14 protein-coding genes are annotated in these 25,027 nt (G+C 42.3%); 5 read left to right on the forward strand and 9 right to left on the reverse strand.

The annotated features are described in order from the left end of the window. Positions 1–224: 224 nt before the first annotated feature. The 5 genes from AAGR14_RS16455 to AAGR14_RS16475 all read right to left on the reverse strand — a co-directional run bounded on the left by AAGR14_RS16455 (position 225) and on the right by AAGR14_RS16475 (position 9,139). A complete protein-coding gene (locus tag AAGR14_RS16455; protein WP_342645328.1) occupies positions 225–1,571 on the reverse strand; it encodes a family 43 glycosylhydrolase in 1,347 nt (448 codons plus the stop codon). Positions 1,572–1,619: 48 nt separating this feature from the next. Further along, positions 1,620–2,567 carry an alpha/beta hydrolase gene (locus tag AAGR14_RS16460; RefSeq protein WP_342645329.1) on the reverse strand — a complete coding sequence of 316 codons (948 nt, stop codon included), beginning with the start codon at positions 2,565–2,567 and terminating at the stop codon, positions 1,620–1,622. Positions 2,568–2,585: 18 nt separating this feature from the next. Beyond that, positions 2,586–3,431 carry a sialate O-acetylesterase gene (locus AAGR14_RS16465; RefSeq protein WP_342645330.1) on the reverse strand — a complete coding sequence of 282 codons (846 nt, stop codon included), beginning with the start codon at positions 3,429–3,431 and terminating at the stop codon, positions 2,586–2,588. 39 nt (positions 3,432–3,470) lie between these two features. Further along, positions 3,471–4,409, reverse strand: coding sequence for an alpha/beta hydrolase-fold protein (locus AAGR14_RS16470; RefSeq protein ID WP_342645331.1), 939 nt, complete (start codon positions 4,407–4,409; stop codon positions 3,471–3,473). A gap of 569 nt (positions 4,410–4,978) precedes the next feature. Further along, entirely contained in the window at positions 4,979–9,139 is a 4,161-nt protein-coding gene (locus AAGR14_RS16475; protein ID WP_342645332.1) for a two-component regulator propeller domain-containing protein, read from the reverse strand. A 534-nt stretch (positions 9,140–9,673) separates the two neighbouring features. Between AAGR14_RS16475 and AAGR14_RS16480 the strand changes: the two genes are divergently transcribed. Then, positions 9,674–10,759, forward strand: a complete 1,086-nt coding sequence (locus tag AAGR14_RS16480) for an endo-1,4-beta-xylanase (protein WP_342645333.1) — start codon at positions 9,674–9,676, stop codon at positions 10,757–10,759. A 71-nt stretch (positions 10,760–10,830) separates the two neighbouring features. Beyond that, positions 10,831–12,420, forward strand: coding sequence for a glycoside hydrolase 43 family protein (locus tag AAGR14_RS16485; RefSeq protein ID WP_342645334.1), 1,590 nt, complete (start codon positions 10,831–10,833; stop codon positions 12,418–12,420). 163 nt (positions 12,421–12,583) lie between these two features. On the opposite strand, the gene AAGR14_RS16490 is transcribed toward AAGR14_RS16485, so the two are convergent. Both AAGR14_RS16490 and AAGR14_RS16495 read right to left on the reverse strand, forming a co-directional pair. Then, on the reverse strand, positions 12,584–13,849 hold the full coding sequence (locus tag AAGR14_RS16490) for a glycosyl hydrolase family 8 (RefSeq protein ID WP_342645335.1): 1,266 nt from the start codon (positions 13,847–13,849) through the stop codon (positions 12,584–12,586). 56 nt (positions 13,850–13,905) lie between these two features. Beyond that, entirely contained in the window at positions 13,906–15,855 is a 1,950-nt protein-coding gene (locus AAGR14_RS16495; RefSeq protein ID WP_342645336.1) for a family 43 glycosylhydrolase, read from the reverse strand. 441 nt (positions 15,856–16,296) lie between these two features. Between AAGR14_RS16495 and AAGR14_RS16500 the strand changes: the two genes are divergently transcribed. Both AAGR14_RS16500 and AAGR14_RS16505 read left to right on the forward strand, forming a co-directional pair. Then, entirely contained in the window at positions 16,297–17,244 is a 948-nt protein-coding gene (locus tag AAGR14_RS16500; RefSeq protein ID WP_342645337.1) for a D-glycerate dehydrogenase, read from the forward strand. Positions 17,245–17,366: 122 nt separating this feature from the next. After that, on the forward strand, positions 17,367–17,732 hold the full coding sequence (locus tag AAGR14_RS16505) for a nuclear transport factor 2 family protein (RefSeq protein WP_342645338.1): 366 nt from the start codon (positions 17,367–17,369) through the stop codon (positions 17,730–17,732). 10 nt (positions 17,733–17,742) lie between these two features. Here the strand turns inward: AAGR14_RS16505 and AAGR14_RS16510 are convergent, their stop codons facing one another. Both AAGR14_RS16510 and AAGR14_RS16515 read right to left on the reverse strand, forming a co-directional pair. Continuing rightward, positions 17,743–20,442, reverse strand: a complete 2,700-nt coding sequence (locus AAGR14_RS16510) for a family 78 glycoside hydrolase catalytic domain (RefSeq protein WP_342645339.1) — start codon at positions 20,440–20,442, stop codon at positions 17,743–17,745. 58 nt (positions 20,443–20,500) lie between these two features. Further along, positions 20,501–20,839 carry an L-rhamnose mutarotase gene (locus AAGR14_RS16515; protein WP_342645340.1) on the reverse strand — a complete coding sequence of 113 codons (339 nt, stop codon included), beginning with the start codon at positions 20,837–20,839 and terminating at the stop codon, positions 20,501–20,503. 980 nt (positions 20,840–21,819) lie between these two features. Between AAGR14_RS16515 and AAGR14_RS16520 the strand changes: the two genes are divergently transcribed. Next, on the forward strand, positions 21,820–25,026 hold the full coding sequence (locus tag AAGR14_RS16520; protein WP_342645341.1) for a SusC/RagA family TonB-linked outer membrane protein: 3,207 nt from the start codon (positions 21,820–21,822) through the stop codon (positions 25,024–25,026). Position 25,027: the final 1 nt, after the last annotated feature.

Raw genomic sequence — 25,027 nt, forward strand, 5'->3', positions numbered from 1 at the left:
AGATACCATGATATGCCAATTTAGAAAATTTACTATGGCTTATTCAATTGCGCTACAGCACATCATCATCACAACATTATTTAAATGATGATGCAGGCTTACCTGTTGCTGCCGCACGAAAGTAGATGCTTTTACTTTTTTGCGATGACACAGATGTGCAAACAAATAGCTTAGAAGTTTAAGCCTGTCTCAAAAACAACATTAAACCTTCTGCACAATTCAATTTATTTAAAGCTTACCCAATCAACCTCTACCGTAGAGCCTTTGGCAGTGAAATAAAGGTCATTTATACCGGAGGTTTTATTTTTAACCGGTGCACTGTAATCGCTCCATTCTTTCCCTGCCGGAACTTTGATGGTTGCAATTACCGGTCCGGTTGGCGATCCTGTTCTTATCTCCAGTTCTCCGGCGCCGGCAGACCATGCTTTGGCGGTAACACGCTGAGTGCCAGATTTACCAAAATCTACACGATTGTACCTGATCCATCCTTTTGCAGATACGGGTACCGTACTTTTCCAGCCGTCAAACTTTTTAGCGGTATCAATAAATGCAACTGTGGCATCCTCACCTTTATCGCTAAACCGGTCAATTTGTATTTTGCTTCCAGCTTTAGTAATACCAACACCACGTAAAGTAGGTACCACTTTTTTTATTGTTCCATCGGTGTTAAAAAACAAGCTATCAGCATGTATAGACCGGTTTTTATCAAAACTCGGCGACAAATCATTGCTGTGATAAAACAGATAATGCTGTCCTTTAAATTCAATGATAGAATGGTGGTTGGTCCAGCAGCCGGTTGGGTTTTCGTCCATAATTACCCCTGTAACCTTAAACGGACCTAATGGGCTCTTACTGGTGGCATACTCCAGCCTTTCAGTCTTGTTTTCTACGTGAGGATAAGTCAGGTAATAAGTCCCGTTATGCTTGTACATATAAGGTCCTTCTTTCAGGCCTTTAACAGGTAAATCACCAAGGGTTTTCACTTCACCTTCAATCTCGAGCATGTTGGGTTTTAGCTTAGCCGCATAAATATTACCCTGCGACCAATACAAATAAGCCTGACCATCATCATTTATAAATACATTCGGGTCAATACCCACCACGCCTTTTATGGGTTCCGCCTCGGGCTTAAATGGCCCCACAGGGGTATTGCTTGTGGCAACACCTACAGCAAAATGGCCACGACCGCCCGGAGCGTCGGGTTTAGTAGTGGTTGGAAAATAAAAGTAATACTTACCGTTACGCGCAATGCAATCGGGAGCCCACATGCTGTAAGATGCAGGGTCGGCCCATGGCACCAGTGTTTGGCTTACAATCATGCCGTGGTCTGTCCAGTCAGTTAGGTTATCAGACGAAAAAACATGATAGTCTTCCATCACAAACCAGCCTGCACGGCCATGTCCGGGCGTAGCTTTAATGTCATGTGACGGATAAACATATACTTTACCGTTGAAAACCCTGGCCGATGGGTCTGCAGTAAACTGGTTGGTGATTAACGGGTTTTGCGCACTGGCTAATACAGCCTGCAACATCAGGCCAGCTATGGTGAGCGAACGTACTATTAATTTCATACTGATGTGCTTTGGGGTATGTATTTGTTATTAATACAGGTTGTATACTTATTTAGTAATCCAGTTGGCTTTTTGCATCCAGGTAAATAATGGCGTTGTCCAATCAGGCATGCCGAATATAAACCCATGCCCGCCTTTCGGATAGATGTGCATTTCGACCGGCACTTTGTGACGGCGTAAACTTTCGAAAAACATGATGGAATTATCAACGTCCACCAATTTATCATCGGCAGCGTGAGTAATGTAGGTAGGTGGCGTTTCGGCGTCAACCTGTAAATCATTGGAGTACAATTTCTTTAACTCGTTTGTTGGATTATTACCTAACAGATTGCGCCTTGAGTCGGCATGCGTGAGTGAATCCTGCATACTGATAACTGGGTAAACTACTACTAAAAAATCGGGCCGGAGACTGGTGTTATTAGCATTTTCAATCACTGGCTGCCGGTAATGTGTTGCCAGCGTAGATGCCAGATGGCCGCCCGCAGAAAATCCTGCCACACCTATTTTGTGAATATCCAGGTGCCATTTATCCGCACCCTCGCGCACTATTTTGATGGCGCGTTGCGCATCCTGCAAAGGCGCAATAGTTTTATTACTGGTTATAGCATCGTCGGGCAAGCGGTATTTAAGTACAAATGCCGTAACACCGCGTTTTGCAAAAGCTTTAGCCGTTGCAACGCCCTCCCCGGCATAAGTGAGCACTTTATAACTCCCACCGGGGCAAACAATAACCGCTGCACCTGTTGCAGTCCCTTCGGCCGGCAAATATACTTCGAGCGAAGGTCGTATAACCCGGTAAACCATGCCCATTGCCTGCTTAGCCGGCAAAGCAGACATATTAACCTGCCGGGCGTTAGGCACCGGCCTACCCGAGTATAAATCTAAAGTATCCTGAGCTAATAATCTTGCAGACGATAGTATGATGACGAATACCAAAACGCCAACATATTTTAGCAGTGCAACCTTATTACCTTTTAATTCTATTGATTTAGTCATGGGTCGCCTTATTACGTTTTAGTCAACCACCACGTTTTTATATCCTAACAGCGCTAACATCGTAGCACCATAACGGCTTCCTAACTTGCGGTAACCCTCTGCCGTAAAGTGCAGCCGGTCTTTGGCACAGGTGCATCCTGCCGATGATACTACATGAGCCGTTGGAATAACCTGCGGCAGCGTGGCTATAATTTTATTCATGGATGCGCATGCACCGTTTTGGTCGGCATTCACTAACTCACCGGCCAGTAATGGTACTGCTTTGGCTTTTAAGTGCAAATCGTCTAACAAACCGGTATAAACACCTTTAACTTTTTTTGTCCACAAAGTATCGTTAGTATTTGACTCGCCTTGGTGCAAAAGCACGCCTTTTATCACGCCTTCTTTTTGAGCCATTTTAGCTAATTCAACCAGCCTCGCATAAGGATTGCCGTCATACTGCTTTGCGGTGTTTTTCATCCAGTCAGGAGCGGTAGACAGATAAGTTTGATACTGGTCTTTTTCAAAAACCTCGATTTTTGCCCCGGCTACCGATACGTTGATGATTCCTACTTTTACATCAGCAGGCAGATGCGCTAACAAAGTGCGGCCAAAGTAGTCGGCAGGGGTTAAGCCGGTGTTGCACCTGCAAAGCGGCGGCGTAGCGGTACGCCAGGTATCTTTTGTAAAATGACGCTCTGGGCAATCAACTGCCTGTAAAACTTTCAGCCTGCTATCAACCGTGGTATCCTGTGGCTCAAACCTGGCATTACCCTCCATATTCGACTGGCCGAAACACAAGAAGATATAGAACTTTTTATCCTGTGCAAAACTTGTAAAACAAGCTAAGACTAATACTAAAACCAGTAATACCTTATATCTCATAATATCTCAAATACTAAATATGCTTTTATAAACTTAACTTTAGTTAGATGCGGCTACGGTATACTGCGAAAAAGTTGACGTATCTACCGGTTTAAAAATAAGCTGCGAAAACATATACAGGCCGTTTTTCCAAACTTTGAAATCGTGTACGCCTGGCTCTATGAAATAAATATGAGGCACACCCTTAGCTGCCAGGTAATCATGAGTACGTTTACTGTTGTAAATCAGGTTATCGCTGGCACCACACGAAATGAAGAGTAGTTTCAGCATTTTTTTAGCTTTCTCTGGATCAGGTAGCAACTCTTCAGGCTTTTTGGTATTAGGTGCAGCCGAAAACGCACCCACCCAGGCAAACTTGTCCAAATTACCTAAACCAAAGTTGAGCGATTGCCCGCCACCCATCGACAAACCGGCAACAGCCCGGTGTTCACGATCGGTTAATGCCGAAAAGTTTTTTTCTACGTAAGGAATCAGGTCGGTCAATAAATCTTTCTCAAAATTTGCAAAGGCCGCTACTTTATCAGCCGCCATGATGTTACCTGTGGCACGGTCGTTTTTCATAGCGCGGCCATTTGGCAATACAACAATCATGGGTACTATTTTGCCATCTGCATACAGGTTATCTAAAATATCCTGTGGGTGCCCGCCATTAAACCATTCTTTTTCGTCTCCACCAATGCCGTGCAACAGGTAGAGTACCGGATATCTTTTATTTTTTGAGTAACCCGGCGGAGTGTAAATCAATGCCCGGCGTACCGTATCCACCGTTTTAGAAGCATAACTTATCGTATCGATTTTGCCATGCTTAACGTTGGCACGCACCACGTCAAAACCTGCTGCAGCAGGCTGCACAACACCCTGAGCAAAAGCACTGCCCACCGTAACGGTTACAGTTGCCAGCAGCAACATGGCTTTTGTGATGATTTTACTTTTTGAAAATAGGGGTGATTTTGTATCAGGTAATTTACTTTGTTTCATAACGATATAATTGGTTATTTATGGGTCTAAAATTGGCCTTGATGAAAAGGCTAACTAAATAGCTTTAGCATCATTGTTTTTCAAAGGTATAGTCAGGGTCATCTGCTCTGTTATAATAATTGCAAATAATAGTATACTTATGTTCAAGAAGCCCTGCTGGTACATTTAAATCGATTGTAATGTAAAAATATCGCTGACAAGGTATCTACTTTAATTGGAAATGAGTAGCTTTTGCCGACGTTACTCTTTCACTGCTCTAAGGCCGCCTTTCATCATCAGCAGTGATAAAAAGGTAATTGCATAAAGCCAATTATTATCTATCCGGGTAAAATTTAACATTTGTGATATATAATTGATTTTTAGTGCTATTTACCTGAGTTTGATTATTCCATCTTTGTTACGGAGTTTCTCATCTCATACAACGCATGTTGCGTTAGGCTGGAAATTTATAATTTGGTTTAAAGGGCAGCGCGAGGCTGTCCTTTCTAATTTAAATCCACTGGAAGCTATTACTTCGCCCCTTTTCATCACATTTCCGATTACAAAATCCCGAACATGCAACTACAGTACTAAACTTCGCTTTCCGTCATTTGCTTGGCCGACCTACGATGTTTACTTAGGTACTCTGATGGCAGCATCTGGTACTTAGTTTTAAATGATTTTGCAAAATAATTAGGTGTACTAAACCCTGCAGCATAAGCAATCTGCGCAATATTCAGCTCACTGATTTCAATCAGTTTAGCTGCCTTCTCGAGTTTCATTGACCTGATAAACTCTACTGGCGATAAGCCGGTAACCTCTAATAATTTACTGTAAAGAGATCCGCGGCTCATGCCCATATGTCGGCTCAGGTCCTCAACCGAAAGCTGTGAGTTGTGCAGATTTTCTTCAATGTAAGCTACCACCGTTTTCAGAAACTTTTCTTTTAAAGACTCGACCTGTATGGCGGCAGGTTCTACTTTAAATTGCTTGGTATAAGTAGTTTTTAAATTGCGGTTATAGGCCAGCAGGTTATTGATTTTAATAATCAATATTTCGAAACTAAACGGCTTAGTAAGATAATCATTCGCACCAGACGATAAGCCATTAATCTGCTCCTCTTCGCGGGTTGATGCCGTTAATAAAATAATGGGGATATGGCTGGTGCGCTTATCGGCTTTTAGCTTCAGGCTAAGCTGTATGCCATCCATTTGCGGCATCATAATATCGCTTACAATAAGCTCAGGATGCGTAGATAATGCTTTTTGCCAGCCCTCTTTGCCATCCGCCGCTTCAATAACACGATAGTGCTGTTTCAGATTGTCGCGCAGGTAATACCTAAAATCTTCATTATCTTCAATAATTAACACCAAAGGCCGTGTTTCAGCAACAGTTAATTCACTGTCTACCGGTATTTCAATAGCTTGCTCTGCAGGCTCGGCAACTTTTGGCACATCGGCAGGCAAGCTGCCTGTTTGTACGGTTGGAATGGCCTGAATTTCTTTTGATTTAACCGGCAAATAAATACAGAAGGTGCTGCCATTACCCGGTTCGCTATGCACCTCAATAGTACCACCGTGCAGTTCTATAAATTCTTTAACGATAGATAGTCCGATACCACTACCCTCCTCCATGATGTTGCCTGATAATCGATTTTGATAAAAACGCTTAAAAACCTGCTGTTGCTGCTCTTTATCAATACCAATACCTGTATCAGTTACTTCTATTACCAGGTAGGGCTGCTCGGTATCAGATACTTGTTTTTTGAGGTAAGTAATCAGCATTACCTTACCGCCAGCTAAGGTAAATTTAAACGCGTTAGAGAGCAGATTGAATAAAATACGCTCTAACTTATCATGGTCAAAGTTTGTTTGCAGCGAGCTGATAGAAGATTTGAAGGCAAAGGCAATCTGTTTCTTTTCAGAAAGCTCCGTAAACGATTCGCTCACCTCTTTCTGAAAGGCAATAATATCTCCTTTTACCAGGTTAAGTTTCATTTCGCCTTCTTCTATTTTACGCAGGTCGAACAACTGGTTAACCATATTGAGCAGACGCCTTGCGTTGCGTTTAATCACTAAAACCTGCGCGCTTACACCATCCTCAAAACCGTCGGCCAGTAATTTATCAACCGGTGCCATAATGAGCGCAATGGGCGTACGGAAGTCATGACTTAGGTTGGTTAAGAATTTTATTTTCAATCGGTCCAGGTCGCGTAGCCGCTCGGCCTCGCGCTTGGCCTCTTCTTCTTTAAAAACGCGGCTCAGCTCTTTAATGCCCCGGTAGCGCAAGTACAGCATTAAGGCGCAAAATACAGCTACATAAAAGATATAGGCATAAATCGTCATCCAAAACGGCGGCTGTATGGTTACATTCAAAGATTTGATTACACCGTTTGCGGCACCATCATTATTGTTAACCTTAACCTCAAATACATATTTGCCGGGACTTAAATTGGTATAGTAAATTGTGGTTTTACTTCCGGCATCAATCCAGTCTTTATCAAAGTTCCGAAGGCGATAATAGTAGTGATTTTGCCGGGTGCCGGTAAAGTTCAACCCCACAAAGCTGATCGAAAAATTCTGTTTATAATCCAGGTGCACATCGCCGGTAACCGAAATATCAGATTGCAAGATGGTTGAATCGGCAGTGGTTATTTCTTTGTCGCCTACTTTAAGGCTGGTAAATACTATTGGCGTAGGGTTTTTGTTGTACCTGATGCCGTGTTGCGGCAATACAAAGTTAAACCCGTCAGTGCCGCCAAAAAAGATGGTTCCGCTGGCATCTATCAATCCGGATCCTTGCTCAAAAGAGCCACTTTGCAAACCGTTTAAAGAGTTGTAATTAGTTATTTCCTTAAATTTGGGATCTAACCAGCTTATACCTTTATTGGTACTGAACCATATTCTGCCTTGTTGATCTTCGAGTATTTTATGTACTATGCCATCGGCCAGTCCTTGTTTTTCGCCAAACATCTCAACATGCTTGCTTAGCGCATTAATTTTCAGCAATCCATCGCTGCTACCTGCCCATATATCGCCTTTGCTGTCTTTAAACAACGTTTGTATCAAGTTACTTGGCAGGTTGTTAGCTATGCGGCTCAGCAGAATAAAATGATTGTTGTGCGGATCAAAAATGGCAATACCTGTTCCGTGCGAGGCAATCCACATCCGGCCGTTATTATCTTCTTTAAAGTCGCGGATGTAGCCATTGAGCGGCAAACTGAACTGATTACCGGCGTTCACAAAAGGCAAATAGTACTTAAAGGTTTCGGTTTTAAGATCCAAAACATTAACTCCTCCGCCGTTGGTACCTATCCATAACTTACCCGCCTTATCCTCCTCCAAACAAAATATCTCGTTATGATTAATGGTATTCCCCCCCGAACCGCTCAAATACTGCCGTATAGCCCCGGTTGACGGATTAAGCTTGAACAGACCATCCTGGTATGTACCAATCCACAAACTGCCGTCATGTGTACGCTTAAGCGATAAGATATTTAATCGCCCGTCGTTCTTTTTACGCGCCGAAACAATTGGGTAGCGTTTAAACAAACCCGTTTGCTTGTTATATAATGACAGGCCGCCGCCGTCGGTACCTACAAATACACTGTTTCCGTCTCCAGGCGCAAAAGAGGTCACAAATTTTGAGCTCAGGCCAAACGCATCGTACGGATTCGCTTTTTTTAGATTAAAGAAAGTGAGATTACTGTCGTATTTACTTATACCGGCCATGTAAAAACCCAGCCAACTAATACCTTGCTTATCAATCAATAAAGAACGTATTGCATTGCCAGATAAACTGTAACTGTCTCGTCCATCCGGTAAATAAGTATCAATATTTCCGTTTTGCAGATTAAGTACATTCAAACCATCCTCGGTACCTATCCATAACACATTGGGTGCGGCTAAAGCCATGGCATATACTGAATTGTTGGACAATCGCTTACCGGCTGCGCCCTGATTATTGATCGTAATAAAATGCCTGCCATCCGGCAGTAACCGGCAAACCCCTCCGTTTGTACCTACCCAAAGGTTTCCCTGAGCATCTTCGGTAATAGCTTTAACTGTGCCTCCTGCTATACTTTGCGGGTCATTGGCATTGGGTAAAAATGATATAAACTTACCCGTTTCGCGCTCGTAACGGAACAAGCCATTTTTGGCGCCAATCCAGATATGCTTATTTCTGTCCTCAAATGCTGTTAGCACCGGCTGATGCCCTATGTCATCAGGCACATCTGGCATGTCGCCAAACTTGATAATTTGTCCCGTAGTGGGGTTAAGTCGGTTCAGGCCGCCTAATGTGGTCACCCATATATCACCTTTAGAGTCACTGCAAATACCTTTAATTACTGCACTGCTAAAGCCATTCACTTCGTTGTTTGATCTGTAGTGCCGAAACCTGTTTTTTTGCCGGTCAAAAAGATGTAGAGAGCCAGTGGTGCCCACCCATAACCTGCCCAGTTTATCTTCATGCAAACTTGTTACTTCATTAGACCATAAACTGGTGCTATCTTTAGCATTATGCCTATATATATTATAATTTAAACCATCAAACTTGGTAAGCCCATCTTCGGTAGCAAACCACACGAAACCATACCGGTCTTTTAAAATAGCATTAACCGTATTAGATGAAAGCCCGTCTTTTGAACTGATGGCGGTAAACTGATAATTAGAACTTTGCCCAAAAAGGGAGCAACTAAAAAACAGCAAAAAGTTTAATGCAGAAGCCTTCTTTATAATTTTTGAGAGCATAATACAGGTTCATCAAACACCCCTCAAATGACAATCTTTGACATAACCGTTCAGACACTTTAATTTAAGTGGTGCATGGGCAGGCCAATAAAATAATTAAGAAATAGGTGTTTATAATTTTTTGGTTGAACAAATATAGCATCACTGCTACTCGCAGGATGGAACATTTGTACAATAAAACACCTTATAAGTTCAATAAGTGTACTTTTAGGTAACTCTTGCATCAGCGTGTAAAACTCAAAGCGTTATGGTATGCCTAAGCAATTTAAGTGTACGTTCTATCTGTTGGCTACAAGTTTTCATAGAAGCTATTTTTCTGGTTACTCTATTTTGAACGCATCGCTTGTGCACAATACGGCTAAAGGCTTATAATAAAGATATAAGTGTGAACATTTTTATAATCTTAAATAACAAATTAAGCCTTAATAAATATTATAGCTATTTAACTTTATCTCAGTTTTTGGTGCACTCATTCTTATCGCCTGGCGCCAAAAAATCAAACTCCAAATATCTCGAAACTATAAATTAAACAAGATGTATAAAAAAACCCTTATTTACTGCGCAGGCGCTGTGGCTCTATGCATGGCAGGCGTTGCTTGGCGTCCGGCCAGGATAGACACTGATAAAGGACTAAAGGATTACTATAAAAAATATTTTCCGATTGGTGTAGCTGTTACCCCAAGAGAATTAAAAAGCGAAGAAGGCAAACTTATTGTTAAAGAGTTTAACAGCATCACGGCCGAAAACGCCATGAAAATGGCACCGCTGCATCCGGAAGAAAACCGGTATTATTGGAACGACGCGGACAGTATTATGGCTTTCGCCCAGCGCAACCATATTAAAGTTCGCGGGCATAACCTTTGCTGGCATGCACAGGCACCAGCCTGGATGTTTAAAGACTCTGCCGGAAACGACGTAAGTAAAGAAGTGTTGCTTAAACGTTTAAAAGACCACATTACTACGGTAGCATCGCGCTATAAAGGCAAGATTTATGCGTGGGACGTTGTAAATGAAGCTATTGCTGATGACACTACTTTTTTACGTAAATCTAAATGGAGCCAGATTACAGGTCAGGATTTTATTGCTAAAGCTTTTGAATATGCACATGCTGCCGACCCTAAAGCTGCCTTATTTTATAATGATTACAACACCGAGCAACCTGCCAAACGAGAAAAAATTTATAAGTTACTTAAGGGACTGTTAGATGCTGGCGTACCTATAAATGGTGTGGGTTTGCAGGCACACTGGTCGGTAAATAATCCGAGCCGCGAAGAACTGGAAAAATCTATCCAGATGTTTTCGTCTTTAGGATTGCAAATTCAGTTTACCGAGTTGGATATTTCGGTATATTCCGGTCGCCAGGGCGGGCAATTGATTAACGGACAGCAACAACAGGTAAAGTCGGAATTTACGCCCGAAATGGAGCAGCAGCAGCTGGAAAAATACAAGATGGTTTTTGAGGTGTTTCGCAAGTACCGTAAAAATATTACCGGCGTAACCTTCTGGAATGTATCCGACCGCTACACCTGGCTTAACGGACGTGGCCGCAAAAACTATCCGCTGCTTTTTAACGCCGATTTGCAGCCCAAAAAAGCTTATTGGGAGGTAGTTAATTTTTAATGGATCTTTTGTTTGTTGTTAGGCGGCCATCTGCACAGCACCAGCCAATTGTACTTAAACCTAAAAATGCTATGGTGAGAAAAAACATTATCTTAAAAACGCTTATACTTTTTGCGGCAGCTATTGTTTCGAGTTATTCGTTGCATGCACAAAAAGCCGCTAACCCAGTTTTGTACGCCGATGTACCCGATTTATCCATGATCCGGGTAGGTAATGTGTACTATATGAGCAGCACTACCATGCACATGAGCCCCGGCGTTCCCATCATGAAATCGACCGATTTGGTGAACTGGAAAATGGTAAGCTATGCTTATGACACCCTTGATGATGTTGACGAACTTAACTTAAACAACGGGAAAAGCACATATGGCCGCGGCTCATGGGCAAGCAGCTTGCGGTACCATAACGGCACCTATTACGTAAGCACCTTTGCGGGCACTACCGGTAAAACGTATATCTACTCCACTAAAAACATTGAAAAAGGACCGTGGAAAAAGATTTCATTTAAACCCTCGCTGCACGATCACTCTTTATTTTTTGATGATGACGGCAAGGTTTACATGGTTTACGGCGCCGGCCGTATTATGCTGGCTGAGTTAAACGATGACCTTAGCGGCGTTAAAACAGGCACCACACCTAAAGAAATTGTGGCCAACGCAAGCCTGGCCGCCGGGCCGAATGTAGGTTTACCGGCAGAGGGTTCACAGCTTTTTAAGATAAATAATAAATATTACTTGTTTAATATCTCGTGGCCGCGGGGTGGCATGCGCACAGTGCTTATTCATCGCGCCAATAGTATTACCGGGCCGTACGAAGGCCGCATAGGCTTACAAGACAAAGGTGTTGCCCAGGGCGGATTGGTGAATACGCCTAAAGGCGACTGGTATGCTTATCTTTTTCGGGACAACGGCGCCGTTGGTCGCATACCTTATTTAGTACCTGTAACTTGGAAAGAAGAATGGCCTGTTATTGGCGAGGATGGTAAAGTACCTACGGAACTAAATTTACCTGCCAACAAAAGCCTGATTCCGGGTATCATAAATTCTGATGAATTTAACCGCAAAGGCGGCGAACCCGCCCTCCCGTTGGTTTGGCAATGGAATCATAATCCCGACAATGCGCTATGGTCACTCAGCCAGCGCCGCGGTTATTTGAGGCTGACCACCGGGCGTGTAGATACCAGCATCTTTTTAGCGCGAAATACACTTACGCAGCGCACTGTTGGTCCGGTAAGTTCTGCAACTACTGCGCTCGATGTGACAAATATGAAAGACGGCGACTGTGCCGGTTTATTATTGCTGCAAAAAAAGTTTGGCTGGGTAGGCGTTAAAGCCGAAGGTGGAAACAAATATTTGGTAATGGTAAACGGCGAAGCTGGTGCAGGTACCGAAGTTAAACGCATACCACTGGAGCAGAAAACGATATTTTTAAAAGCAGAATGTAATTTTCGCGACCGTGCAGACAAAGTCGGGTTTGCTTACAGTTTAGATGGTAAAACATGGGAGCCTATTGGCAATACCTTACACATGGCTTATACCATTCCGCATTTTATGGGTTACCGGTTTGGCTTGTTTAATTATGCTACTAAAACTGCCGGCGGCTACGCTGATTTTGATTATTTCCGTATCACAGATAAAATATCAGACCGCAAGTTTGAGTAACAAGATGCATTAACTCTGATTGAAGAATGATTTAACTGGCTTAAAAAGCGGTTCGAGTTCACTTCGACCCTACACTTAAATCATACAATAAGAACGCCGCAGACTATTTTAAATAGCTGCGGCGTTTTGATATGAGAGTATTACAATTATTTACCTACTGCATTTACTTTGCTGCAGGCTGAATAATACGATAATTGCCACTTAAATGCATCAGGCTGAATAAGTACAGCAACCCGTCGTAATAAGGATCAAAATAGCCGTCATCATAAGGTTTAAGTTCGGCATTCCAAAGGGCTTGTATAAAACCTTTACTCTCCGCATTGCGGTTAATCATCGATGCTGTTGCCGCAGTAGCCACTAAGCCAAGCGAGTGACGCAGTTTTGGCGGATTGTTTCCGGCTTTCAAAATAAAGTCTGGCTTAGAGCCATCCGGGTTAAATTGATCCTCAAAAGTATTGATTCCCTTTGAACGCAAAAAGCCTTGAAGATGCTGCGCGTATTCTTGCTGCCATGCTTTGTCCTTGCCAAACCAGTTATAATCCATTGCAATATTCATGGGCACACGCCAGGAGTCATACCTGAAAGCAGCGGGCATCCAACGTGTAGAATGGGGTTTACCGCTAAACTCGGTATAATCGGCGTTTAAACCGGTTACCGGGTTGCAGGCCCGGTGCAAAAACACACGCGAAGTATCGGCACAGTTTTTATAAAATTGCTCGTGTCCGTCTTTTGCATAAAGTGCCCATACTTCGTAAAACGCCGGTAAATGATAAGAAGGATCGGTCCAGTGGTAACCATCGCCCTCGGGTACGAAGCTAATTTGCTTGGCTTGCGTATTAATGAGGTTAAATATATTGCCGGTGCCATCCTTTTTCCACATGGCGTCTAAAATATGCCGCGCTTCATGGTAGTAATCAATACCGGTATTGTTACCCCAACGGTTGGATGCAAACAACAGGCTGGTGATATAATATAACTCCCCGTCAGAGGCGGAACCTTCCGAGTTACGCTTCATTGTACTTGTGTTAATGCTCCAGGCAAAATAACCTTCACGCGGACCGCTCTGATGCTGCAGGTATTTTTTAGACCAGCGCCATATGCGGTCAAAAACCTGCTTTTTGTTAAGCTGTACTGCAATCATCATCCCGTAAGAAAGTCCTTCTGTGCGGGCATCATGATTTTTAACATCGCTCACATAGGCGGTAGAGTCATCTACCACAAAGTAAACTTTATTCGGGCCCTCAAAAACATCATAATAAGCCTTGGCCAGTTTACGATCAATATCAGCCTGTTTGTATCCTGCTAATCTAAAAAAATCAGGATAGCTGCTGGTTGAGCCATCACTCTTTGCGCTTTTAATTCGGGTTTGCCCATAATTAAAAGCTGGAAATGCTAAAAGCATCAAAACTATAATATTCCACTTTCTCATGACTACTGCCTGTTAGCACTGTACATTTAAGGCTACTTATTAACTGCGTACCAGTTTTATTTTGATACCAACTGCAAACATTTAATCTGGATGTTTTGCGCCGTTCCTTTCGGAAATTTTATAAACACGTCGTGCTGGCCGTTTACCGCACCATCTATTGTTGCCGAAAACGTTTGATAATTATTTTTGCCAGTAGGCTTTACCTGTACTTTAGCAATACGCTTACCGCCCTGTAAGTCATCCAGCCATATTTCGACCTGACCAGCCGTTTGACAAGAAGCTTGTAAAGTGACATTAGCAGACTTCTGCTTACCAAAATCGGCACCGGCAATCATTAACCATCCCCCCTTATCACTATCATTGGTTACCGCCTGATCTGCCAGCTTTTTTACACCATAAAAATTATTCATGCTAACAGCCGGAATTTCTGAAAATGCATCTTTGTAAGTAAAACAGTCAAAAGCTGCCTTTTTGCCTTCGGCAAACAGCCCAACGCTGGTACCTACCCACGAGTTAAAGTTTGGCTGAGTCTTATCTAAGTTTACCGCACTTACAGGCGCACCTAAACTAGTCCAGTTTTTACCGTCATTACTAAAATACCCGGTGAGTTGATGTGCGTAACGTTGTAATTTTAGCCATACTGTTTTACCAACAGGGTTGTTAACCGAGCGTGTGGCAGTGTCCATCTGTAGGGTAATCTTTTTACCGCCGTTAAACCCGGTATAAAGTTTCACCGTCACTTTCTGATCGCCATTAGTTAAATATAAACCCGCTTTTTCTTCCGGCTTTATGGCATCTAAATCAACCTTGGTAATTACCGAATAATAATGGTCAACCTCTTTTTGCATTAAATGGCTGCGGCTGGTATCGGGCATTAAAGTTACCCATCCTTTTCGGTCTGAAAGGGAGTATTGAGTTGATGCCTTTTTAGTCAGAAAGTGCCAGTTTAAATCCAGTTCAGATTTATCAAAATCATCAGAAGCACCATGCCGCCAAGGGATACCGCCTTGTGGTAAATTCGGCTTCACAATAGGTTGCGTGGTTGGTGCCATGCCCCAAGGCCTGTCACCTTCCCACATTACCGGGTATAGGGCAGTTTGCCTGCCGGCACCGGCCCAATCATTACCTTCGTATTTTTCATAGCTCTGCCCTATTGTCCACCAGGTACCATCTGCCAGTTGGATGGGGGCTGCAATATGATTGGGTTTCCTAAAGCCAACTTCGTTGTCGGTAATGGGCTTAAAAAAATTACCCAAACGTTCCCACTTGGTCGAATCGCTGGTTAAGGCTGATGCTTTAAGCACGTATTGCCCGCCCGATACGTCGCCTGCCGGAAAGTAATAATAAATACCATTGCGTTTACACATTACGGGGCCTTCGGCCCAGCTGTACTGCAGTTTTGCATTAATCCAGTCTAGGTTAATTACGTTATCGGTAAGCTGCCCGTCTTTTCCTAAAGCCTGCAAACGGTTTACTTTCTGCCCGTTTTTAATGACCATGTAGGGTTTGCCATCGTCGTCCACAAAAATGGAATTATCATAACCTAAGGGGCCAGTTTGGGGATTGGATTTTACTTGCACCGGGTCAGACCATGGACCTTTTGGCGATGATGCCTTGCTAAACCATTGCCCACCTGCCGAAAAGTAGATCCAATAAGAACCATAAAAGTAGGTAATAGCCCCTTGCCATATACCGGCCGACGGTCGGTCGGTTACCCAGGCAGCTTTTGAAGCCGGCAATACCCGGCTGATAATTTCCCAATGCACTAAGTCTTTAGAGTGGTAAATGGGCAGGTACGGATTAAAATGAAAAGTAGAACCGCAATGGTAAAAATCGTCGCCCACTTTTAGTAAAGTAGGATCGGGATGATCGCCGGGCAATACTGGGTTTACATAGGTTTTAACAGATTGGTAAAAAGCCTGATCATTTTGTTGTTGCGCTGATGCCGAAACCGACAGGCCAAGCGCAAGTATTGCCATAAAAGAGCAACGTAGTTTATTAGTCATTATTAAATAAATAGTCTTGAATAGTTTGCAGCAGCAGGTAAGTAAATTGGTTATAAACACTCAAACTAAGTCCGACCGATGGCCGGTTAGTTAGATAATTTAACGGTATTACCTTATTTTCAAAGATAATTTTGCCGGAATGAGCTGTGCTAATACGTTTGTGCATGTTTAGTGCATAAATGTTCAAACCATCATTATGGAAAATACCCAGTATGAATACTGATAGCATACATGTCTTAATACCTGGGGCTAATTGTTAAAATGTACATACCTATTAACAAGACAATAATTCTTAAAACCTGTATCTGATTTTGGAGTTAAATAGCGGGTTTAATATCAATAGATCACTGTGAAATGCGGAAAATTATCCGCAGACACCATTAATAAATTTTACGTTTGGCGATGAATGTTTTAATAACAAGGGTACTGCCGCAAAAAGGGATGGAATTACTAGAAGCTGCAGGTTGCACAATAACTCAATATACCGAAAAGCGCGAACTCACGCCTGCCCAACTCATTGAGTTATGTCAGGGTCAGGACGTCCTTTTAAGTTCGGGGCCAAATGCGATTGACGAGGATTTTTTGAAAGCTTGCAGTCATCTAAAAGGCATTGCTTTACTAAGTGTAGGACATGACAAAGTTGACTTGGATGCCGCCACCCGTTACGGTATCCCGGTAAGTAATACGCCCGACGTTATTACACAAACCACCGCCGACACTGCGTTTTTATTGATGCTTGCGGTATCGCGCAATGCGTTTGGCATGAGCAGGAGCATTACACAGGGCGAATGGCAGTTTTACGATCCTACCGCTCATTTAGGCCAGGATTTGTATGGTAAAACTTTAGGTATTTTTGGTATGGGCCGGATTGGATTTGACTTGGCAACCAAATGTAAAGCCTACTTTGGAATGAAGATAATTTATCACAACCGCAAGCCCCGTACCGAAGCCGAACAGCAGCTTGGAGCACAATATGTGTCGTTCGGTGAGCTTTTAAAACAAAGCGATGTATTATCAGTGCATGCAGGCCTTTCTTCAGAAACCAAAGGATTATTTAACCACGATGCCTTTGCCCAAATGAAGCCCACCTCTATTTTCGTCAACACGGCGCGGGGCGGAATGCATCAGGAAGATGATTTAATCAGAGCACTTGAGAATAAAACGATTTGGGGAGCAGGCCTGGACGTTACCAACCCCGAACCAATGGATAAAAATAACCCACTACTGCAAATGCCTAATGTATGCGTTTTACCACATGTAGGTTCGGCCACGGTAGGTACCAGAGATAATATGGCTACAAAAGCTGCCGAAAATGTGATTGCCGTTGTTAAAGGAATACCTATGCCTAATATTCTTAACCCCGAGGTTTATTTGGGACAGTATGTTTGATGAACATGCTATTGAAACCATTACATCAGAGCTGCTTTCAACTTAGTTTGAATTTGCAGGGTGATATTTATAAAATAGTATACACATACTTTAAGTAAACAATATCATATAAACATACTGCCATGATTAACAACAGCTCCCTAAAAAGTCAGGAACTGATCAAAAAGGCTTACCAAGCTTTTAACAACCGTAATATCGACACTATACTGCAAATGATGCATTCCGACATTAAATGGTCGAGAGCATGGGAAGGCGACTATGCCCGCGGGCATGATGAAGTAAAAGCCTACTGGCAGCGGCAATGGCAAGAGATTAATCCCAAGGTAACTCCTGTTACTTTTGTTGAAAGAACTAACGGAACTTTAGCAGTGGAAGTTGACCAGTTGGTAATAGATTTAGAAGGCCGTATTTTATTTGATGGAAAGGTAAAACACATATATACCATCGAAAATGGATTGCTAAAACAAATGGATATCGAACAGCATTAATGCTTTGATTTTATGGGTACAGCGGCTTTTCAATTATATAGTCATGTACGCCAGCATTTACATTAATTGGAGATACAGCGGGCACTTTTTTCTTTCCATTATAAATGGCTTTATCCGCAGGGAATATTATGGTAGCCGTTGTATTTGCAGGCACTTCGATATGATAAGCAATGCGCTGACCGGTACGTCGCCACGATGAAATTACATTGCCTAATGGCCCGGTATGCTGTGCTTCAAAATTATCCAGGCCTTGAACAAAAGCTGGCTGTACAAAGAAATGTTTAAAGCCCGGCCTTGACTCGTTGGGCTTTATACCAGCCAGCGTTTTAAACATCCAAGCACCAATTTCGCCAAACATGATATGATTGAGCGACAAATCACGCTTCAGCGTCAAATCCCAGTTTTCATACAGCGTGGTAGCACCATTGGCCATCCACCACCCCCACGATGGGAAGGTGTCTTGTGTAGCTAACTTATAGGCCGTCTCTGCCTGCCCGTTATCACTTAACGCACCCAAAATAGCTTTTGCACCTAATATACCCACATCCAAATGGTAATTATTGGCAACTACCGAACGGGCCAGTATGGCAGCAGCCTTTGGTTTAAGTTGATTGGGTACAATGCCCCAATACAAAGGTACAGCCTGCTCAGTTTGATAACCATCGGCATATTGCCCGGTTTGGCTATTTAGATATTTAGCGTTGATGGCCTGTTTTATTTTTGCGGCCAGTCCTGTATAAATTTTGAAATCAGATTGCTTACCTAAAATTTGGGCTGCTTTTGCCAGGATATCCACATCAACAAAATAATATACGGACGAGGTTAACTCAACCGGCGTTTTAGATTTCACCGGCGCCCAGTCGCCCAATCCCCAGGTGGTCAGTCCGCTTGGATACTTCTCGTCAATATAATTTACATAGCGCTTAATAGCGTCATAGCTATCCTTTAATATCTTTTGATCGCCGTAAAATAAATACACATTCCACGGAATAATGGCAACGGTACTCGTCCAGTCGGGCCCGTTTCCCCATTCGTAGCCCCAGCCATCGGTAGGTATAATAGACGGCAATACGCCGTTAGGCTGCTGCTCATCGCGATGATCGGCCATCCATTTTTCGTAAACGGTAATTACATCAAAATTGTAAAGGCCTACGTCACTCGCAATGTGCGCATCTCCTGTCCAGCCATTTTTTTCGCGCTGAGGGCAATCCGTAGGATAGCCAAACAAATTTGACAGATAAGAAGCATTAGTGGCAGCGTATAACTTATTGAGTAAAGGATTTGAAGTGTTAATGTGGCCAACCTGAGCTACATCACTATGCATAAACCAGCCAACTAAACTTTCCTGCTTGAGTTGTATAGGTTTATTGCTTGTAACCTCAACGTACTGAAATCCTTTATAGTTAAACCGGGGCGCAAAAGTTTCTGTGCCTTTACCTTTCAAATAATAAACATCGGTAGCAAAAGGATCGGTTGACTTTGTAGATTCGGTTAAAAAGTAATCGACATTTGACTGGTCGGGCAAACCTTGCGCATTTAAACGCTCAGCATGTACAAGTTTGATGCGGGTATTTGAGTCGGCGGTTAATGTAATCTGACTTACACCAGCTATGTTACGTCCTAAATTATACAGATAAGCAGTATCGTTAATCTTTTTAAAGCTTACGGGTACAATCTTCTCAACATTGCGAACAGGCACCATAGCCTGCGCTGTGATATGAGCCGACGGCGCCTGCCTGTTAATTACACTATTCCATTTGTTATCATTAAAATCAGGCTTGTTCCAGTTTAGTACTTCGCGCCGCGCATCATACTGTTCGCCAGTGTATATGCTGTTAAACACTAACGGGCTCAACATCGTTTTCCAGGTTTTGTCGGTGCTAATCATATCAGTTGTACCATCGCTATAGGTGATATGAATATCCATACACACTGCTGGCCGGTTACGCCAGGGTGCACGCTCAAAATCCCACACTGCGCGCGACTGGAAGTTATACCAGCCATTACCTAATAATATGCCTACTGCATTTTCTCCTTTCTGCAAATAGCGGGTTACATCATAAGTTACGTACAGGTTACGCCGGTCAAACCGGGTATACATTGGATCCAGCCGATGGTCGCCAACTTGCAGACCATTAATATATAGCTCATACAAACCGGCAGCAGCAATATAAGCTCTTGCCGATGTAATTTGCTTTTGAACATTAAATGCTTTGCGAAGATAGGGTGCAGCTTTTTCATCAACACCATGCTCATCACTAATCCAGCTACCGCGCCAATGGCTTTGCCCCATCATTCCCATCTCAAAACTGTTAGCGGCCGCTTTTACCGGTTTACCATTTTTATCCCATAGGGTTACTGTCCAATAATAGCGGGTAAAAGGCTGTAATGGTTTACCTGCGTAAGTAACTAAATTGGCATCAGATGTTATTTTCGACGTTTGCCATACATTGCCTCTGCCGGCGCTCACCTGCTTTTCGTCGGTACCTACTGCAAGTTGGTAAGCCTCTTGCCGAGCGCCGCTTCGAACATCCTGCAATACCCAAGACAGTCGTACGTTAGGGTTATCCAACCCAATTGGATTATACAAATGCTCACATTGCAAATTAACGACCGCCGCGTTTTCGGCCTTAACTATTGCCGGTATTACCAAAGCAATGACAAATGAAAGCAAGAACGACAAACGATTGATCTTTTTGGAGGCGTGCATAATCAAGGCTTTAGATGAATAATGTGAGGTATGCAATAACAACAGATAGCGGCAGGCTTTAAGCCTGTTTAAGCTGAAAAATAGAATCCATCAACATCCATTTTTCACCTGGTTTAGCTCCGGGCAGCGCCTGCTGATATTTCCACATCAATGTCTCCCACTCCTGCACCTTAGCGTTACCAGCATCCATACCGGCCTTTTTCTCGAACGAAAATTCATTGTTAACATCCATAATCATGAACAACCTGCTTTTAAACCTGTAAATTTCCATCTGCAGTATGCCTGATGTAGTTATACTTTCCAATATTTCCGGCCATACTTTTTGGTGATGGGATTCATATTCGGCCATTAAGCTATCATCGTTTATCAAATCCAGTGTTAAGCAATATCTTTTCATGTAAATTGAGGTAAAAAAATCAAGTATTGGGAGATAACTTATTGTTGTAAGGCCTAATACTGAGAGACAATTATAAGCAACTCGCGAAGGATAAGATAATTATTTATTAGTGTGTTCTGGCCTATAATACATCGCAAGTTGAACCTCGCAATGCGACAATTATCTCGCTGCGCAACATTCATCCAATATTATTTAAGAGTTACACCTATTATTCGGTAAACACAAGAGGGTTTATTACATTTCAACGCTTCGTAAATCATAACTTTTAATCATTTTTATTATTAATATAATAAATTTAAAAGACTTATGCTACCATTTTTATACTTTAAAATGATTATCCATTGGTTGTTAGGCTATAATTTATAGAAAAAGTAATCTTTTGTCTCATTTTTTAATAGTTCGTAAAAAATTTGGCAGATAACATTACGCTTGTTACACATAATTTCAAAATCTACTAACAAGATGGTAAAATTCGACGGCCGTTACTTCAAAAAAACAATTTAATCCGAAAACTTTTTAATTTTTTTTAAAAGATATTTTGTTTTCATAAACTATTTCATTTACTTAGACCATTATAGACAGCCATTATTTTTACGTTACCTTAACAAAAATTTTTTATTAAATATTTGATAATCAGCTCTTAGCCAACCGATTTATAAGATACCATCGAAGGCTGGCGCGAAAGAAAGTAACAAACTGGATACAAAACAAGGAGGCATTTGCCCTTGACATCGAAATACATGTTGAATTTAATACGAGAAAAACATAGCAGTTATTTTTCGGAAACTCAACTAAAACGTTTAAGCACTACTATCAACAAACCAACTAAATAAACAACTCAAGCAAGCCATATATGAACAAAACCTAACATTCCTTTTGCATTAGTAAAGCTTTGTACAGCAACCTCTTGCAAGCCTTAGATGGCCCCATCCACTATATAACTAAGTTGATTAAAGTCATTAAACAATTAACGTATAAGTATGAAATTTACGAAGCCTTTGAAAGACAAAAGGAACAGATTTAATCTGCCCAAATTGTCTCTCGCTCAAAAATTGATATTAGCCGGCACCTTGGTCATCAATCTTGACGCTGCTGCAGCAACAGTAACCCCCTATAACAGCGAATCGCCGGCGCATGTAGCCTCGGCGTTAACTTTTAACCGTTTTACTGCCGATGGCAGAATTACCGGTAAAATTACCGACGAAAAAGGACAGCCCCTTCCAGGTGTAACCGTACAGGTTAAAGGCCGCCAAACAGCTGCCGTTACCGATGTAAACGGTACTTATAATATAGAAGCACCTACAAACGCCATTTTGGTGATTAGCTATATCGGTTATGCTACGCAAGAAATTGCCACTAACGGAAAGGTTGAATTAAACATTAGCCTTACCCCTTCAACCAGCGCGTTGAACGAAGTTGTGGTAACGGCTTTAGGTATTAAAAAAGACCAGAAAAAACTGGGTTACTCAGTTTCTACTGTAAATGGTAACGATTTAAATCAAGCGCGTGAAACTAACGTAGCACTTTCTTTGGAAGGCAGGGTGGCAGGTTTGAGCGTAGGAGCATCAAACGGTGGCCCGGGTTCATCTTCACGTGTTTTGTTAAGAGGTTTAACCAGCTTTACAGCCGGTTCTCCGCTTTATGTAATTAATGGTGTACCAATGGATAACACCCAGCGCGGATCAGCCAGTGAGTGGGGTGGCGCAGATTACGGCGACGGTATTTCTAACATTAACCCTGACGACATTGAATCAATGACGGTGCTTAAAGGTCAGTCGGCCTCGGCGTTGTATGGTTCACGTGCATCAAACGGTGTAATTTTAATTACTACCAAATCAGGTAAAAAAAATTCCAACTTTGGTGTAGAGTATAACTCCAACTTACAGTTTGACAAAGCTTATAACAACACTGATTTTCAGCAGGTTTATGGCCAGGGCCAAAATGGCACCAAACCAAGCACCGCATCAGAAGCCTTACTCACTGGAAACTCAGCCTGGGGAGCCAAAATGGACGGATCGCAGGTTATACAGTTCGACGGAAAATCATATGCGTATTCTCCGATTAAAAACAGTTATCTGAAATTTTACCGGACTGCACCGAGCTTCACAAATACTGTATCGTTCACTGGTGGCAGCGAAACAGGGAGTTTCCGTTTGTCATTATCTAACTTAAGGGCAAACTCAATTGTACCTAACAGTTATCTGGACCGGAAAACTTTTAACTTTAACGGTACACAATCGGTTACAAAAAAACTTGACATTACCGTTATTGCTAACTACATAATAGAAAAAGGTAAAAACCGGTCTTCATTAAGCGACGGCCCAGGTAACCCTAACAACGTTCAGTTTTTAGCACCCAACGAAGATCAAAGCATATTAGCAAACCGTGTTAGTGCCAGCGGCAGAGAGCAAAGCTTTACCAACGATACATACGTAACCAACCCGTATTTTGCAGCTTACGATTTTCAAAACAATACGCTTAGAAAACGTCTAATTTCTTCATTAGCAGGTAAATACAACTTCACAAAATGGTTATATGCGCAAGGCCGTTTAGGTTATGATAACATCATTGATGAGCGTACCAGCATTGAGCCTACAGGCACCGCCTATCGTAATGACAATGGCACCATGACGTTATATAACACGCAAACAACTGAGTTTAATGCGGACGTGTTAGTTAACGCCAAACACGACATTGTTAAAGACTGGTTAAATTTGGACTTAAGTGTAGGTGGCAACATTCGTCAGAGCCGCTATGACGGGTTAATTACTGCCGGGGGTAATGGTGGTTTTGTGATCCCTTACTTTTACAGTATCACCAACTTTGCAGCCCGCACCACCCGTTTACCCGATAACTATACTAACAAGCATGTAAACTCTGCCTATTACTCAGCCGACTTCTCTATCAAAGATTATTTAGTTTTAAGTACAACAGGCAGATATGATACTTACAGTAGTATATCAGGTACTGTAGGTCGGGGTATTTTCTCTCCATCAGTATCAGGAAGTTTCATTTTTTCTGATTTGATGAAAATAAACAATCTTGATCTTGGAAAAGTAAGATTATCGTATGCACAAACCAGCAACGATGCACCGGCTTACGCCAATCAGGTTTATTATACAGTAAATAACTCTATCAATGGTGTTCCGGCCGGCGGTTTCAGTACCCAGTTGCCAAACTTATTCTTAAAGCCATTTACGCTGAAAGAGTTAGAGGCCGGTTTAGAGATGAAGTTCTGGCATGATCGTTTTGGATTTGATGTTTCTGCATTTACCCGTAAAACTAAAAACGAAATCATCAATACCAATATCGATCCATCTACCGGTTATAACAACCAATATTTAGGTACTGGTTCAACTCAAAACAGAGGTGTGGAGCTTGAAATCCACGGCACTCCGGTAAAATCAAGCAATTTTAGCTGGACTCCGTCTTTCAACTTTACTTATGTAAAAAATAAAATTTTACAGACAGATCCAACCAACGCAAACGTATCTTTTGGTACTTACCGCCCGCAAAACGCTTCTACTGCCCTAATTGTGGGTATGTCCGGACCACAGATCTTGGCTTACGATTATGCTCGTAACGCAAGCGGTCAGATCATTGTTGATGGCAGTGGTATCCCAGTACAGGGCGCTCTTATACCGATGGGTGCTACCATTCCTAAAGTGTATGGAGGTTTAAACAACTCTTTCAACTTTAAATCATTTAATTTATCATTCTTGACTGATTATCGTTTTGGTAACAAAATTTTGTCAGCAACTAACTATTACAGTATCTCACGGGGTCTAAATCAAATGACTCTTGTTGGTCGCGAAGGCGGTGTAGTAACACCTAATTCTGTAACTGCAAGCGGTGCCCCAAATACTACAGCTGTACCGGCTCAAACTTATTATCAAGAGTTAGCCCGCAGAATATCAGGTTTAGATGTATTGGATGGTAGCTTTATTAAGCTTCGCCAGGTTACTTTTGGTTATAACATTCCTAAAAACATCTTAGGTCGTACACCATTCAGCAGCATCAATGTATCATTCGTAGCTCGTAACTTATGGACTATCATGAAACATACTGACAACATCGATCCGGAATCAGGTTTCTCTAATGATGTTCGATACACAGGTATAGAGGGCACCAGCTTACCGCAGACCAGAACTTATGGTTTCAATGTTAACTTTAAATTTAAAAATTAAG

Source organism: Mucilaginibacter sp. CSA2-8R (assembly GCF_038806765.1).
Lineage (GTDB): Bacteria > Bacteroidota > Bacteroidia > Sphingobacteriales > Sphingobacteriaceae > Mucilaginibacter.

Bases quoted from the DNA above. Each gene is read 5' to 3' on its own strand.
- AAGR14_RS16455 (WP_342645328.1), bottom strand. From the start codon at position 1,571: ATGAAATTAATAGTACGTTCGCTCACCATAGCTGGCCTGATGTTGCAG.
- AAGR14_RS16460 (WP_342645329.1), bottom strand. From the start codon at position 2,567: ATGACTAAATCAATAGAATTAAAAGGTAATAAGGTTGCACTGCTAAAA.
- AAGR14_RS16465 (WP_342645330.1), bottom strand. From the start codon at position 3,431: ATGAGATATAAGGTATTACTGGTTTTAGTATTAGTCTTAGCTTGTTTT.
- AAGR14_RS16470 (WP_342645331.1), bottom strand. From the start codon at position 4,409: ATGAAACAAAGTAAATTACCTGATACAAAATCACCCCTATTTTCAAAA.
- AAGR14_RS16475 (WP_342645332.1), bottom strand. From the start codon at position 9,139: ATGCTCTCAAAAATTATAAAGAAGGCTTCTGCATTAAACTTTTTGCTG.
- AAGR14_RS16480 (WP_342645333.1), top strand. From the start codon at position 9,674: ATGTATAAAAAAACCCTTATTTACTGCGCAGGCGCTGTGGCTCTATGC.
- AAGR14_RS16485 (WP_342645334.1), top strand. From the start codon at position 10,831: ATGGTGAGAAAAAACATTATCTTAAAAACGCTTATACTTTTTGCGGCA.
- AAGR14_RS16490 (WP_342645335.1), bottom strand. From the start codon at position 13,849: ATGAGAAAGTGGAATATTATAGTTTTGATGCTTTTAGCATTTCCAGCT.
- AAGR14_RS16495 (WP_342645336.1), bottom strand. From the start codon at position 15,855: ATGACTAATAAACTACGTTGCTCTTTTATGGCAATACTTGCGCTTGGC.
- AAGR14_RS16500 (WP_342645337.1), top strand. From the start codon at position 16,297: ATGGAATTACTAGAAGCTGCAGGTTGCACAATAACTCAATATACCGAA.
- AAGR14_RS16505 (WP_342645338.1), top strand. From the start codon at position 17,367: ATGATTAACAACAGCTCCCTAAAAAGTCAGGAACTGATCAAAAAGGCT.
- AAGR14_RS16510 (WP_342645339.1), bottom strand. From the start codon at position 20,442: ATGCACGCCTCCAAAAAGATCAATCGTTTGTCGTTCTTGCTTTCATTT.
- AAGR14_RS16515 (WP_342645340.1), bottom strand. From the start codon at position 20,839: ATGAAAAGATATTGCTTAACACTGGATTTGATAAACGATGATAGCTTA.
- AAGR14_RS16520 (WP_342645341.1), top strand. From the start codon at position 21,820: ATGAAATTTACGAAGCCTTTGAAAGACAAAAGGAACAGATTTAATCTG.